Annotated in this window: 14 protein-coding genes; 10 read left to right on the top strand and 4 right to left on the bottom strand. The window is 49.0% G+C overall.

Annotated features, from left to right (window positions below; genetic code table 11):
* Nucleotides 1–21: 21 nt before the first annotated feature.
* From WH37_RS13165 to WH37_RS13150, 4 genes are all read right to left on the bottom strand, one after another.
* Nucleotides 22–786: a MerR family transcriptional regulator gene (locus WH37_RS13165; protein ID WP_046231027.1), complete on the bottom strand. Its 765-nt coding sequence runs from the start codon at nucleotides 784–786 to the stop codon at nucleotides 22–24.
* Nucleotides 787–932: 146 nt separating this feature from the next.
* Nucleotides 933–1,424, bottom strand: a complete 492-nt coding sequence (locus WH37_RS13160) for a DedA family protein (protein ID WP_046231026.1) — start codon at nucleotides 1,422–1,424, stop codon at nucleotides 933–935.
* Nucleotides 1,425–1,431: 7 nt separating this feature from the next.
* On the bottom strand, nucleotides 1,432–1,956 hold the full coding sequence (gene pssA, locus WH37_RS13155; RefSeq protein ID WP_046231140.1) for a CDP-diacylglycerol--serine O-phosphatidyltransferase: 525 nt from the start codon (nucleotides 1,954–1,956) through the stop codon (nucleotides 1,432–1,434).
* A 216-nt stretch (nucleotides 1,957–2,172) separates the two neighbouring features.
* Nucleotides 2,173–2,568: a DoxX family protein gene (locus tag WH37_RS13150; protein WP_046231025.1), complete on the bottom strand. Its 396-nt coding sequence runs from the start codon at nucleotides 2,566–2,568 to the stop codon at nucleotides 2,173–2,175.
* Nucleotides 2,569–2,820: 252 nt separating this feature from the next.
* On the opposite strand from WH37_RS13150, the gene WH37_RS13145 reads away from it, so the two are divergent.
* The 10 genes from WH37_RS13145 (at nucleotide 2,821) to WH37_RS13100 (ending at nucleotide 14,856) form a co-directional block, all read left to right on the top strand.
* Nucleotides 2,821–3,813 (top strand): Gfo/Idh/MocA family protein, encoded by a 993-nt coding sequence (locus WH37_RS13145; protein ID WP_046231024.1) that lies wholly within the window; start codon nucleotides 2,821–2,823, stop codon nucleotides 3,811–3,813.
* A 221-nt stretch (nucleotides 3,814–4,034) separates the two neighbouring features.
* Nucleotides 4,035–4,772: a Crp/Fnr family transcriptional regulator gene (locus tag WH37_RS13140; protein WP_046231023.1), complete on the top strand. Its 738-nt coding sequence runs from the start codon at nucleotides 4,035–4,037 to the stop codon at nucleotides 4,770–4,772.
* 42 nt (nucleotides 4,773–4,814) lie between these two features.
* A complete protein-coding gene (locus WH37_RS13135; protein WP_046231022.1) occupies nucleotides 4,815–6,008 on the top strand; it encodes an adenosylhomocysteinase in 1,194 nt (397 codons plus the stop codon).
* Between the two features lie 228 nt (nucleotides 6,009–6,236).
* Complete coding sequence (locus tag WH37_RS13130) at nucleotides 6,237–7,304, top strand: LacI family DNA-binding transcriptional regulator (protein WP_046231021.1); 1,068 nt, start codon at nucleotides 6,237–6,239, stop codon at nucleotides 7,302–7,304.
* Between the two features lie 12 nt (nucleotides 7,305–7,316).
* Nucleotides 7,317–9,176: a sensor histidine kinase gene (locus tag WH37_RS13125; RefSeq protein ID WP_046231020.1), complete on the top strand. Its 1,860-nt coding sequence runs from the start codon at nucleotides 7,317–7,319 to the stop codon at nucleotides 9,174–9,176.
* Between the two features lie 17 nt (nucleotides 9,177–9,193).
* On the top strand, nucleotides 9,194–10,738 hold the full coding sequence (locus WH37_RS13120) for a response regulator transcription factor (RefSeq protein WP_231594221.1): 1,545 nt from the start codon (nucleotides 9,194–9,196) through the stop codon (nucleotides 10,736–10,738).
* Between the two features lie 134 nt (nucleotides 10,739–10,872).
* The gene (locus WH37_RS13115; RefSeq protein WP_046231019.1) at nucleotides 10,873–11,751 is read left to right on the top strand and encodes a carbohydrate ABC transporter permease; all 879 of its coding nucleotides are present in this window, start codon (nucleotides 10,873–10,875) and stop codon (nucleotides 11,749–11,751) included.
* A 3-nt stretch (nucleotides 11,752–11,754) separates the two neighbouring features.
* Nucleotides 11,755–12,591, top strand: coding sequence for a carbohydrate ABC transporter permease (locus tag WH37_RS13110; protein WP_046231018.1), 837 nt, complete (start codon nucleotides 11,755–11,757; stop codon nucleotides 12,589–12,591).
* 78 nt (nucleotides 12,592–12,669) lie between these two features.
* Nucleotides 12,670–13,596 (top strand): glycoside hydrolase family 113, encoded by a 927-nt coding sequence (locus WH37_RS13105; protein WP_231594231.1) that lies wholly within the window; start codon nucleotides 12,670–12,672, stop codon nucleotides 13,594–13,596.
* Nucleotides 13,597–13,611: 15 nt separating this feature from the next.
* Nucleotides 13,612–14,856, top strand: coding sequence for an AGE family epimerase/isomerase (locus WH37_RS13100; RefSeq protein ID WP_231594220.1), 1,245 nt, complete (start codon nucleotides 13,612–13,614; stop codon nucleotides 14,854–14,856).
* The last annotated feature ends 8 nt before the right edge of the window (nucleotides 14,857–14,864 follow it).

Raw genomic sequence — 14,864 nt, 5'->3', positions numbered from 1 at the left:
TGCCGTCCTTTTTTCAATGGATTAAGAGGATTGTCCCGTATAAACGAGCACCGCATCGCGTAAAAATGCAGCTGAACCAGGCTGCTTTTCATCATAGTAGGCAGTGAAGCGTTCATCATCAACGTACATTTGGGCAACGCCTGCGTGTGCTTCCTTCGAGTAGCTGCCCCAGTAGAAGCTTAGCCATTGCTTGTGCAAATCAGCTGCTTTTTGTGCTAGTTCGCCGGCAGGATCGCCTGTCAGGTAGGCCGCCGCCAGTGTCGTCAGCACCTCCTCGCCGAGCTTTTCGACTTCAGCATGCTGCGCTTCTGTCATGTTTTTTATAGCATCGTTTGAACGGTTGACGGCTTCTTCTCCATATTTGGCCCTGATTTCTTCGCCGTATTTCACCTCATTGTCGTCCAGCATTTGCTGCTTGAAGCCTGCAAACTTTTCCTTATCGTTCATCGTTTGTTTCCCTTCCTTCTGCAATAATGTATGGTCGAGATTGGCAATGAGCTGATCCAGCTGCTGCCTGCGCTCAAGCAGCTTGCTGCGATGCTCCCGCAATGCCGCATGAACATCGAAATTCGGCGACGTAATGATTGCTTTAATTTCCTCCAAGCTGACGCCAAGCTCCTTGTAAAATAAAATTTGCTGGAGCAGATCAACCTCGGCCTGACCATAAATCCGGTACCCCGAAGAGTTGATGCGAGCCGGCTTCAATATCCCAATCTCATCGTAATAACGCAGCGTTCTCGTGCTGACGCCGGCCAAATAGCCTAGCTTCTGAATGGTATATTCCATTTGCTCACCTCCTCACAAATTCATCGTACACCTTGACGGCGCGTGAAGGTCAACCGTTATTTTTTACAGCAGCCGAAAAGCCCCATCCGAAGAGAAAGTTCTTCTGTTGGGGCTTATTTGTTTTCATTTGAAATTTAATGATTGATTTAAAATTTAATGCTGGCGCCTAGAAAATAGCCGATCGTGACAAAAATAAGCACCCATGCGAGTGAGCCAAGGCTCGTAATGAACAAATATTTACGGAAAGGCATCGATGTAATGCCGGAAATGTAGCTGGTCATGCTCCTGACACCGGGAATGAAATACCCGAAAAACAACGTCCATATGCCAAAGCGGGCAAACCAGCCCTTTACCTTTTCAACACGTTTTGTTGTGAGGCCGACCCACTTGCCGTGCTTGTCGATTAAAGGCTGTCCAAATGTTTTGCCGAGGGTATAGCTTAAAAGCATGCCTGTTATTGCTCCCATGAAACTGACCAGCAAAGACATAGAATAATTTAATACCATAATCGAGGATAAATATCCGATAAATAACATTAATAATTCATCTGGAACCGGAAGCCCAATAATGCCGAGAGCAAGCAGTCCAAAGACGGCATAATACCCGTACTGAGAAATCATTTCTATGGCAAAAGTCATAACCGGCTCACTTCCTTGCGTAGTCTTTTTTGAAAGCGGGAAATGGAATTCGGCTGACCATTAAGACAGAGAGCAGACCCATTAAGGTAAGAGCAGCAGCGGGCTTCATTTGACTATTTAAAATAGGAGCAAGCGCTAAAATAACCCCTGCTGCTGTAATCGGCAGACCAACAAAACCTTTAACTTGGCCATGTATATTGAATCTCGCCAGGCGCAGTGCGCCACAAGCTAAAAATAATACGGCGGCAATCGGCCCCAGCCACAATGAACCTTCCAGCTTGTACAGCAGGACCAGAAATACAGGTGCAATTCCGAAGGAGACCAGGTCAGCCAGCGAGTCCAGCTGTTTGCCGAAGTCACTCATGCAATGAAGCCACCTGGCAAGCAGTCCATCGAGTACATCCCATAAAGCTGCCGTCATAACCATAGCGAGAGCAAGCTTATACTCACCTTTTATCGTAAAAAGTAAAGACAATGTCCCAGCTCCCAGGTTCAATAAGGTACAGAGGGAGGGCAGCCAGTTTTTGTTCATGTCAATCAGCCCCTTGATGAATGAAATCTTTTTTACTTGCAGGATAACAATGTAACAGGCGGCTGTGACTTCCATGTGTCCACTTGTCCTTATATGTATATCTTTAACGACAAAATCCCTATTAATTCGCATGAGCAAAAAGAAAATCGCCCAGCGCTCTGTTTAAACAGAGTGCTGGGCGAAGAATAAATAAAATGACTGCCTATTGTAAAACGATTACATTAACGCACTAACGGAATAAGCGCCTGCACCAGCTAGCGCAACGCCAAGCAGCGCAGCGATCATGACCAGATTGTACTCGAATCCACCGTTGACGGACCATAGTCCCTTGCTCCAATGTACTTTTGCGATAGCAACCACCATCGTAGCAATAAGCAAAATAGCTCCAGCAACTACCGATAGGCCAGAAGCGAATAATAAACCGCCCAGCAGCTCGGCAATTCCAGCACAAGCGACCATTATGGCGCCGGGGCGAAGGCCAATCAATTCGAAAAAACCAGATGCACCCTGAATGCCCTCGCCGCCGAACCAGCCAAACAGCTTCTTGCACCCGTGCCCAATCATAATCAAACCAATTACTAAACGAATGATCAATAACCCTAAATCTAACATTTATTTTTCTTCCTTTCTCATTTACGCGTGCCGATACACTCGTTCTAAGAAGCAATCATACTGAACTCTGATTTTCAAGTCAATATAAATGTTTTGACATGAATTATTACCTGTTAATTCCATTTTAGGGCTGGGGAAAATAAAATATTTTTCCGGCTTGCTTGTCTAGAAGCGGGGTAATGTGCTAATGTCGTTGTCGATATGATGAACTTTCCTTTGCAAAATTAGACAATTGAACAGGAGCGACAAAAAATGAGCCAAGCAAAACTTTGTTTTATCGGTGCAGGCTTTCATGCCTCGACGAATATTTTTCCGTCCGCAGTAGAAGCAGGGGCTGAAATTGTAGCGGTATCCACCCGCAGCCTGGAGCGTTCACAAGCAGCACTTACACGCTTCGGCAGCAGGGGCACACCGTACGATGACTACAAGCAAATGCTGCAAAACGAAGAGTTTGACGGCGTAGTCGTTGTGGCCCAGCCGGGTGATCAAACAGAAATCGTCATGGACTGCATTAAAGCTGGTAAAAATGTATTTGTCGACAAGCCGCTCGGCTGGACTGCGGAAGAAGCGACAAGCATTGCGGAAGCCGCTGAAGAAGCTGGCGTCGTGCTGATGGTCGGCTTTATGAAACGTTATGCCCCCGTGTATCTGAAGCTCAAGGAGCTGATTGAATCAGGAGAACTTGGCACGGCGCGTTCGTTCCAAATTCGTTTTGCTTGCGATAGTACAGGCTTTAGCAAAACCGAGGAGCAGTTTCTGAAGCTGGCTGCAATCCATCTCGTTGATCTCATACGCGGCTTGTTTGGCGAAGTAGCGCAGGTTGCAGGCTTTAACAACAATTTGGGCGAAAATATATCCCAATCGTTTTCTTTGAAATTCGAAAACGGTATTTCCGGCAGTGTCTATTTTGCTGGCATGACCGCATGGTCGAGCGAAAGCGAAAGCGTGCTGGTCACTTTCGATAATGGTCATGCCGTAGCGGAAGATTCCAAAAAGCTGTCGATCCACAAGTCGCCTTTGCCCGGCACCTCGTCGTTCCAGACGCTGTCCGAGGAAACAACGGTGCTGATGCCGTCGCTTTCCACGATGTCCGGCTGCTTTGGCGACCTTTACACGCGCGGCTTTATCGGTGAAATGGCCCATTTTATCGCTTGCAGCAAGCAGAAATTGACGCCGAATTCGAGCGGACGCGACAACATTGGCACGATGGATCTATGCGACCGCATTTTGGGTGCGCTGAACTAGTATAAATCTCTATAAATCTGCGAAGATCAGCAGCATGAAAGCTTCGACCTCCGTCTAAAAGTTTGAGAAAGCCGCGATTATTCGCGGCTTTTTTGCTGCCTTATTGCCATGTAGGGCACAGCATTCCGAATGAGGGCGAATGACGGCTGCAAAAACTTTGCCAAAAAGGACTTATGTCCTTTTTAAAAGGGTAAAATAGGTTTACATTAGAGTAACTTAGGATGAGCGATAGCGAAGAGGGTGGCATATTGCGTACAGATTCCATTGAGCGGATTATTCAGGGACATGGCTGGCTGAAGGAAATGTTTGACGAGCTTCCGGAGCAGGTGCAGAATTGCTGGGAAGTGCGCAGCTTTCATCCGGGCGAGACGGTATGCGATCAAGGCAGCGACATGGTCTATGTGTATATTTTGATTTCTGGCGAACTTGCCGTAGAACGAAAGCTATCCGACGGAAAAATGTTCCGGCTCGCCATGTTGATGCCGGGAGACGTCATCGGTGATATCGAGATTAGCCTTGATATGCCGTTTATTAATCAGGTCGAAACGACACGCGAGTCTACGCTGCTTGCCATCGACAAGCAGCGTTTCAAAAAGTGGGTCATCAACAGTCCCGCTTTTCTGCACCGGTTGAACGACCAGCTCGCGAACAAGCTGTTCCAGCAGGGGAGAAAGACGCTCGAAAACAATTTTTATTCGATGCAGCAGAAGCTGCTGGCCTATTTTTACGAGGCGCTGCAGCATGCTGATTTTCAGAAAAAGCCCGTGTATGAGCTTGTCGCCACCCGTGATGAGATAGCGAGGCAGCTTGGCGTTGCGGTACGCAGTGTTAATCGGATTATGAAGATGCTTAAAGAAGAGAAGCTATTCGTCGTAAAAAAAGGACGGCTGCTCTTTACCAGGCAAAGCAAGCAGTGGATTGAGCAAAAGCTGAACAGCAGCAATCAGGCGACGTTTTAAAGGCGGCATTTTAGGTTTAGATTTAGTTTTAGGAAATGGGGAATGGGCTTGCAGCAAGCAGTAGCATTAACTAACGAAGAGCAAATCGCAAAGGGTCGGAAGGGCATTCATTGGGCTGAGCTCCATATGAGCCTGCTGCGTGAGCTGCGTGAGGATTTTGCGGAAAAGCAGCCGTTTGCTGGCCTCACAATTGGAATTTGCATTCATGTTGAGCCGAAGACCGCGGTGCTGTGCCGCACCCTTCAGGCAGGCGGCGCGAAGGTAGTCATTACCGGCAGTCCGGGAACGACTCAGGATGCAGTCGCTGCGGCGATGAAAGCCGAAGGCATTGTTGTGTATGGACAGCGCAGCGATGACCGCGCCCGCCATTTGGAAAATATTCATCAGGTGCTGGGGCACGATCCGGATTTGCTCATGGATAATGGAGCGGATCTTGCGATCAAAATGGCTAAACATTTTGATACGTCGCGCTTGATCGGCGGTACAGAAGAGACGACGACGGGAGCGAATTTGCTTCGTGAGGATTTGGGCGGACAGTTTCCGGTGCCTGTTATCGTCATTAATGACAGCCCACTGAAAAAAATAATGGAAAATGAGCATGGCGTAGGCCAAACCATTATTGAGGGTTTTATGCGCACAACGAATTTGCTGCTGCCGACACGCCGCTTCGTTATTATCGGCTATGGGGCATGCGGCAGGGGGATCGCTAAATATTTGCGCAATCTGGGCAGCCAGGTTGTTGTCGTGGAGCGTGACCCGATCGCTGGGCTTGAAGCTGCTCTTGATGGCTTTAAGGTAGCAGGGCTTGACAATCAGACGTTAGCGAGTGGACAAGTGTTCATCACCGTAACAGGAAGACCGGATATTATCGGCAAGGAGCATTTTGCGAAAATGTCGGATGGCGCTATTTTGGCAAATGCCGGACATTTTTCATGGGAAATGGATTTGGCAGGGCTTCGCGAAACGGCGGCTTCGAGCGATAGGATCACAGAGCATATCGAGCAGTTCGAAATGCCAGATGGCAGACGTTTAATGCTGCTAACGCGCGGAGAAATGCTGAATTTGGCAGGAGGAGGCGGCAATCCTGTCGAGACGATGGATTTGGGCTTGTCCTTGCAGGCGGTATCGCTTCGTTATCTCGTCCTTAACAGCCGCAGTATGAAGCAGGGACCGCAGTCGGTTCCGCATGCGGTTAATATCGAGGTTTCAAGTAAAATGCTCAAGCAATTAAGCTAGCAATTAGACCAGGCAAAGGCTTGTTTTCAAACTTGTTTCTTCTATATATAATAGAGTGCTGCTGAGAGGCTGAATTAATCGTTTTTGATCCGCTGATGAAGCGGGTCTTTTTTTATTTTACAAACGAGCTTTTCACGAAGTCATTCATATGCTAATGTTAGCTTATAAACGTTTAAAGAAACCTAACAAAACTAACCGAAACTCTATTTTAACTGAAGGATGTGCGCTATGGCTAACAAAGTGACGATGCAGCAAATTGCTGACTATTTAAATGTTTCAAAATTCGCTGTTTCTAAAGCGCTTTCAGGAAAACCGGGTGTCAGTGCGGAAACGCGGGAGAAAATTGTTAGCGTCGCCACGCAGCTGGGCTATTTTGCGGGACAGAAGCTCAAAGCCCCTTCCGCCAGCTTAAGCAGCGACAAATCAAGCGAGCGACAAACACGTGATACCGTTATTTTACTCGTGCCGAACGTGAGATACCAGACGAGGGACTCTTTTTTCTGGGGGAAAATTATGGATGGCATTACGATGGAGCTGGAGGAGCGGGAAATGGGCACGATGATGATTACCGAGCAGTTTAAAAATCATTTCTCCCAATTTATCAATCCGAGCAGCATTCGCGGCATTATTGGCGTGGGTCTGATTTCCTCGCAAATGCTGCTGGAAATTCGCAGTCTCGGCATTCCTTTCGTGCTGGTGGATCACGAAGACCCGCTGATTCCGTCGGATACGCTCTTTATGAACAATATGGAGTGCATGCGCAGAGTGACCAATTATTTAATTGGCTGTGGTCATCGCAAGCTGCAATTTGTCGGGAATACCCACTATTCGCGCAGCTTTCTTGACCGTTTTCTTGGGTATAGCTCCATGCTGGAGGAGCATGGACTCGTGCAAGAGCAGGAGTCTGCACTGTTGACGTTTGAGGGAAATAACCGCTCGGAAATGACCGAGGCGCTGGAGCTGATTGTGAAAAAAATGGTTCAGGAGGCAGTGCTGCCGACCGCCTTCATATGCGCCAATGATTCCATCGCCATCTGCATGATGACGGTGTTGGCTAAATTAAACGTTGCTGTACCGGGCGAATGCTCTGTTGTCGGCTTTGACAATATCGAGGACGCGGCTTGGTCCAAGCCTACGCTCAGCACCGTCGATGTGCAGAAGGAGGCTTTCGGACGTCGCGCTGTCGAAATGCTGCTGCGCAGGCTGGTGCATCCCGGCAGTCCACAGGAGAAAATCCTGCTTTCTGGCGATTTTGTGATGCGGGAATCAACTTCTATTTCCATGACGCAAAGCTAAGGTGCGAACGTTATGAGTGAATCCAAGTTTTGGCTGCGCCGCTGGACAAGGTTTCCGTCGACCCGCATGGAAGCGAAGCTGTTTATTGTGTTTGTGCTGCTCATTATTATCCCTGTCGGAGGGCTTACCTATATTTCCTCGCTGCGCTATGCGAATACGATTGAGAAAAACACGGTCACCTATGCGGCTGAAATTTCCGACAAAATGGTCAGCAAGCTTGACGATTACACAAAGGATATGAAGAAAATATCGATTATCCCCTCGTATCTCGGTGAAATTCAGGAGGGGCTGAAGCTATCGAATCAATACTATTCGCAGGTAGATGCCGAGACAGGCGGCGATCCGGACCAGTATTACGTCAAAAACATGCAGATGAAGGTGCAAATTCAGCGCAAAATCGAAAGCAGCATTTATTTTATGAACAATATTAAGGAAGGCGCCAGCAGCGTCTATTTGTTCGATGCATATGGGAATCCCTATTATGTGATGAAAAGCGGAGGAGTCCGCGCCAATCTACCTGAATTCTATAACCGCTGGCATGAAACCGCTGCTGCTGCAAATGGCAAGCCCGTATTGATCAGCACGCAGGAGGTCAGCGGGGATGCCAATCGCAAACGGTATGTGTTCACGATTGTGCGCAACATTATCGACAGCACCTACCACTCCGTCGGCATGATTGCGGTTGATGCAAGCATTGAAGTGATTGAGAACATCGTAAATGATCTCGATGAAACGACGAAAGGCACGACGCTTATTCTTGATGAGGCGGGTACGGTAATCTATGACAGCGAACAGGCTTTTCTTGCTGAAAATCTATCCGACAATGAGCTGTTCCAGCAGGCGGAGGGGCAAAACGGCAGCTACATCGTCGATAAAAACGGCAAGGAGCAGCTCGTGATTTACCGCAAATCCGAGGAATCCGGCTGGCTCACACTGATCCTCATTCCGAAGGAGCAGGTGGAGGCCGAAGCGATTCAGACGCGTAATTATACGGGAGCGGCAGCGATCGCTATTATGACGCTGGCACTGCTCATTTCGTTCGTGCTGATTTTTGCGCTGACGAAGCCGATGCGCGAAATGGTGAAGCTGATGAAGCAGGTGCAGGCCGGCAATCTCGATGTCGCCTTTCCGGTGCGGCGCCGCGATGAGGTCGGTATGCTCGGTAATGCCTTTAACCGCATGATGGCGAGAATCCAGCTGCTGATTGAAAACATTTACCGCATCGAGCAGCGTAAAAACCAGATTGAGCTGGAGAGCTTGCAGCGCCAGATTAATCCTCATTTTATATACAACACGCTTGAGTCCATTCGGATGACCGCCGTGCTGAACGATGATCCTGAGGTAGCCGAAATGGTTCAGCTTCTAGGGCAGCAGCTCAGGTACAGCATTCATGCAGGTGATGAAATGGTGACGGCGAGCCAGGAATTTGAGCATTTGCGCATGTATATGCGGCTGATCAACGACCGCTTCGGTGATCGGTTTCAATTGGAGCTTCCGGAAGGAGAAGCAGCCTGGGGCATACGTGTTATGAAGCTGCTGTTTCAGCCCCTTGTTGAAAATGCTGTCAATCACGCGTATGAGGATTCGGGGGAGCCGATGCTCATTAGCATCGGCTGGCGAATCGTTGGTAGAGAGCAGTGGTTTACCGTTGCCGATGACGGCTGTGGAATGGAGGAAGCACAGCTGCTTCGGGTGCGCAATGCCTTGTCTGCTTCTGAACCGCCAGAGCCAAGCGGAAGAGGCATTGGACTGCGCAATGTGCATGAGCGCTTGAAGCTGCGTTTTGGTGTCAGCTACGGCTTAACGATCGACAGCGAGCAGGGGAAGGGAACGCAGGTAACGATTCGGATGCCGCTGGAGCTGGACAATTAGTGATCGCAGGAGAATGAATGAAAAAGCACGGGGAAAAGGAAGGAGTGGCAACGATGGATATAGTTGTCGTAGACGACGAGGAGCGGATTAGACTGGGGCTATGCAAGCTGATTGAGCAGGCAGGCGAGGAATACCGGATTGTTGGCGCATATGGCAGCGGGCAGGAACTGCTGGATCAGCTTGATCATATTAATCCCGATTTTGTGCTGACGGATATTAAAATGCCGCAAATGACGGGGCTTCAGCTCATTGCCAAAGTAAAGAGGCTCGGTAAAAATATTAAATTTGCTGTGCTGAGCGGCTTTAATGATTTTGAATATGCCAGGGAGTCGCTGCGTCAGGGAGCAGAGGATTATTTGTTAAAGCCAGTAAACCTCGATGAGCTGATTCGCCTGCTCGCCAAGGTGAACAGCAAGGTTAAGCAGGAGCGCAGCCGCAGCCGTCTCGAATCTGGCGATTTAATTAGCCTGCTGGTTTATGCGGATGAGAAGCAGCTGCCCTCCTATGTCGTGGAGGATGTGTGCGGAACGCTCGATCAGCTGCCTCTGTTTCTACACCACTATGCGGTGCTGTTATTAACGACTGCCCCTGAGTTAAACGAAATTCAGCTGGAGCGGTTCATGGCCGACTGGCTGCGCGAAAAAATAATTATTACGGGTGAAGGCGGTAAACGGGTTATCCTTATCGCCATTCACGATTCCGATCATGCCGAAACCGTCAGGGAGCTGTCCGTTACGCTGCTCCAGCGACTGCCTGCCTTTACGCGGGCAAAAGTAGGCTTCAGCAGCATTTTTCGCGGCAGCAGCTGGCTAACGCATGCCTACAGCGAAGCATTTTCCGCCTATCAGCATGCTTGGTACAATACGGAGCCGCGCTGTTGCTCCGGCGCTGTTAGCCGTGTCGCGCCTGTTGATCATTTGCTGCGTTTGACGCATATCGTGGGCAAGGAGCTGCTGCCGGCGCTGCAAATGAATGATTTTGCCTTGGCTCAGGCGGCATTTGATGGGTGGCTGCAAGAGGCTGCTGCCCAGCGCATTTGCTGGAAGGAGCTGCAAGAGGCTTGCTTTGGCATTAGCGCTCATGTTGCCGAGGAGCTGAAAAAACGCAGCGTCCAGCTTGAATATGGGCAGGTGAATATGCCGATAGATCCTGAGGCGAGCGAAAATTGGGAAGCTTTCGCCCAAGGGCTGCGGGCTGGAATAGAGGAGATTAGCGCTTTGCTAGGCAGCGCGCGTTCAGATAACAGAGCCATAGATAAAGTCAAATCGTATATTCAGCAGCATTTTACCGAGGAGCTTGAATTGCAGCGCCTTGCGGATATTGTTTATTTGACGCCAAGCTATTTAAGCAAGCTGTTCAAGACGGAGACGGGCGAGACGATTACCGACTATATGATTTCCGTGCGAATCGAGGCGGCGAAGCAGCTGCTGCGCCAGGAGCAGGGACTCAAAACGTATATGGTCGGCGAGCGGGTAGGGTATGCCGATCCAGCTTATTTCACTAAAGTATTCAAAAAAATGACCGGCCTAACACCGAAGGAATATCGCGATAAAGTTAGGTAAAGAAAGTTAGGTGCCCGTTATCCAAATTGAAGACAATAAAACATAACAAAGACCATTATAATCGGGGCCAGCTTCTCCTATAATGATGAAAACGCTAACAACGGTGTTCATTAAAAGAAAGCGAGGGTGGCCTTATGCATCAGTTCTCTTACAAAACGCAGCGATATTTAATTTTGTTCGGGTTTTTGACAATTCCCGTGCTTCTGTCGCTGACCTTCTCCTATTACCCGGCCGTATCTTTGCTGTATTACAGCTTGACGGATTGGAGCGGTCTTGGCTGGGACATGAATTTTATTGGCCTCGACAACTACAAGGAGATTTTCACAAAGCCCGAAGTATTCGGAGCGCTTAAAAACAATGCTTATTATTTCATCGGGGGTTTAATTCAAGTCGTCTTTTCCCTCTATTTTGCCGTCATATTGACGGGCAAGCTGCGGGGACGAAATGGATTTCGAGTCATTCTGTTTTTGCCGTATGTGCTGCATAGCGTAGCAACGGTCATTATGTTCAAAAACGTTTACCATGTGGAATACGGCTCGCTAAATACGCTGCTTGGGGCGATCGGACTTGAATCGTGGCAGCAAAGCTGGCTGGGCGATAAGCATTTGGTCAACTTCTCGCTTGCCTTCATCTCTATGTGGAAGTATATGGGGCTGAATATGGTTATTTTCATCGGCGCCTTGCAGTCGATTCCTGACGATTTGTATGAAGCAGGCTCTATCGATGGCGCATCAGGCTGGCAGAAGTTCAGGTTCATAACGCTGCCAAGCATACGCAAAGTGCTGGAGCTCATGCTTATTTTAACGCTGACAGGGGCGCTCGAAGCTTTCGATATTCCTTATGTCATGCTGCTAGGTGCGAACGATACGTCGACCTTCGTCATCAAGACGGTGGATACGGCATTCAAATATCAAAACTTCGGCCTTGCCTCGGCGATGGCGGTTGTCCTGCTTATGATGGTACTGCTATTTATCGTTATTCAGCGCAAATTTTTGTTCAAAGGAGGGGAATAGAGGATGGGACAGAGTAGAGAAGGTTCATCATTATTTACGATTTTCAAATATGTGACGCTGGTTCTTGCGCTGTTCGTCGTCTTGTTCCCCCTGTACTCTATTGTAACTGGGGCGTTTAAGACACAGGTCGAGTATTATCAATCCGGCCTTGCTTTGCCGGCAAATCTCTTGAACTTTGATAATTTTCAAAAGGTGTTCGACATCGGCAAGCTTGGGCTCGGCTTCCGCAATATTGCGATTATTCTGGTCATCGCTGTAGCGGGCAACATTATGTTCGGCACGATGGTGGCGTACGCGCTGGGCCGGTTTGATTTTAAGCTGAAAAAAGGAATTATGGGCATGTACCTCGTTGCTCAGGTCATTCCAATGGTAACGACGCAGGTCGCTACATTTAGTGTCATTAAGTATTTCTCGCTTTACAACACGATGGGTGCGCCAATCATTCTTTATTTGGGAGCCGATGTGCTGCAAATCGTCATCTATTTGCAATTCGTCAACAGTATCCCACGTGATTTGGATGAAAGCGCGATGATGGAAGGCGCATCGCTGTTTAAAATTTATCGTTCAATTATTTTCCCGCTGCTCGGGCCAGCAACAGCGACGCTCGTTATTTTGAAGACGATCTCGATTTACAATGACTTCTATACGCCTTATCTATATATGCCGAGCCAGAAGCTTAAGGTTGTATCGACGGCTATTTATGCCTTCGTCGGGCCGAATGCCGCCCAGCTGAACGTCATTTCCGCAGGCATTTTAATTATTTTCATCCCGACGGTTGCGATTTTCCTATCAATGCAAAAGTTTATTTTTGCCGGGGTAACGAGCGGTGCAGTCAAATAACCAGATTATAAAAAATATATGGATAGTGAATTGAAGGGGGAAACACACTTGCGGCAGTGGAATGAGCAGGTTTTTGGAATGACATGGGGATGGACGGGAGTTCGTGGTACGTGGGCAGAACCTGCGGCGGCGGCTTCCATCGCTGAAATGGCCAAGCTGAACGCAAACTGGACGGCGATTGCGTTCGCAGCGGTTCAGGATACGCCGCAATCGACAGAAATTCCCTATTGGAGCGAGCCGACGGTCAGTGATGAGGAAATCCGCTGGGCGATTCGTGAGGCAAAAAGCTACGGTATGAAAGTATGCCTCAAGCCGGTAGTCAATGTGGGAAATGGCACGTGGCGGGCGCATATCGGCTTCTTCGATCAGGATACGCCAGGAGAGCCAAGCTGGGGAGAATGGTTCGCTTCCTACGGGAAATTCATTGCCTATTATGCAGCGATAGCCGAGGAAGAGGGCTGTGAAATGTTCTGCATCGGCTGCGAAATGGTGCAGACGGACAAACGCGAGCAGGAATGGCGTAATTTAATTGCCGTGGTGCGAACGCTATACAGCGGACCTATTACTTACAACTGCGATAAATATCAAGAGGAGCGAGTGGGCTGGTGGGATGCCGTCGATATTATTTCGTCCAGCGGCTATTATCCGATCGATCAATTCGAGGAGCAGCTTGATCGCATAGAAGCAGGCATCGCCAAGTGGAACAAGCCGTTTTTCTTCATGGAGGCAGGCTGTCCTAGCCGTGAAGGCTCGGCTGCAAAACCAAATGACTGGTCGCTTCCAGGCGCACCGTCAGAAGTTGAACAGGAGCGTTATTATGAAGCGATGTTCGCGGCTTGTGCCAAACGCGACTGGATGCTCGGCTACATGCTGTGGGATTGGCCGGCTCAGCTGTATGATGCAAAAGACGCTGGCGCCAACGATGATTATTGCATGTATGGCAAACGTTCGGCAGCGGTTATCCGCTCCTTCTATGCCAAGGGACAAGGACAGCCGGTAGGCTAGGGAGGCGAAGGCAAAATGAACAACGTTACAGGAACGCAAAACATGCTGGATTTCGTGCAATGGCAAAAATCGCTGACGGAGGAAGTCCGCGAACAAATTCTTGGCTTCTGGATGAAGCATGCGGTAGATGAGACGAATGGCGGCTTTATCGGTTATATGGCAAGCGACGGGGTCGTTTCGGAAGATGCAGATAAGGGCCTTGTGCTGAATGCACGGATTTTATGGTCATTCTCGTCGGCGTACCGCATTTATAAGGAAGCGCCATATTTGCAAATGGCCGAGCGTGCGTTGGGTGCGCTGCAGGAACATTTTCACGATCAAGAGTATGGCGGTTTGTACTGGATGGTCGATAAGGGCGGACAGCCGGTTCAGACGAAAAAGCAAGTATACGGGCAGGCATTCGTTATTTATGCATTAGCAGAATATGTACGGGCTACAGGCAAGCAGGACGTGCTGCCGTGGGCAGAAGAAATCTACAGATTGCTGGAGAAGCATGCATTTGATCCCGTTCATCTCGGCTATATTGAAGCGCTGGCGCAGAACTGGCAGGAAACGGACGATTTGAGCCTTAGCGGCAAGGATCTCAACGAACGGAAATCGATGAATACGCATTTGCATGTGCTGGAAGCTTATACGAATTTGTATCGGGTATGGAAGCCGGAAGGGCTTCGCGACAAGCTGAAGACGCTCATTGAACTGCATCTGGATTATATCATTGATCCACAAAGCCATCATTTTAAGCTGTTTTTTGATGATGAATGGAACTCCAAATCCCGCCACATATCGTACGGCCATGATATTGAAGGAAGCTGGCTGCTGTGGGAAGCGGCTGAGGTGCTGGGCGATAAGCGACTTGAGGAACGCGTAAGGGAAGCGGCTATTCAAATGGCTCACGTCACGCTTGCCGAGGGCGTAGATGCGGATGGCGGCATTTATAATGAAGCTGATGGAGACGGACATCTGGATGCAGCGAAGGATTGGTGGCCACAGGCGGAAACGATGGTTGGCTTTCTAAATGCTTATGAGCTGACGCAGGAGCAGCGGTATTTGGATGCCGCCTGGAGCAGCTGGCAGTTCATCATCGCTTACGTATCCGACAAGGAAATGGGCGAATGGCATTGGCAAGTATCCCGCGAAGGTGTTGCCGATGAAAGCTATCCAAAAATCGATCCATGGAAATGCCCCTATCACAATAGCCGGGCGTGCTTCGAAGCGATCGAGCGGCTGACACGAATTAAGATTAATGCCATTAACAATTAATGAACATA

Source organism: Paenibacillus algorifonticola, assembly GCF_000971975.1.
GTDB classification, from domain to species: Bacteria; Bacillota; Bacilli; order Paenibacillales; family Paenibacillaceae; genus Pristimantibacillus; species Pristimantibacillus algorifonticola.
The sequence above is the reverse complement of the archived record's forward strand: the minus strand, read 5'-3'. Positions and strand labels throughout refer to the sequence as shown.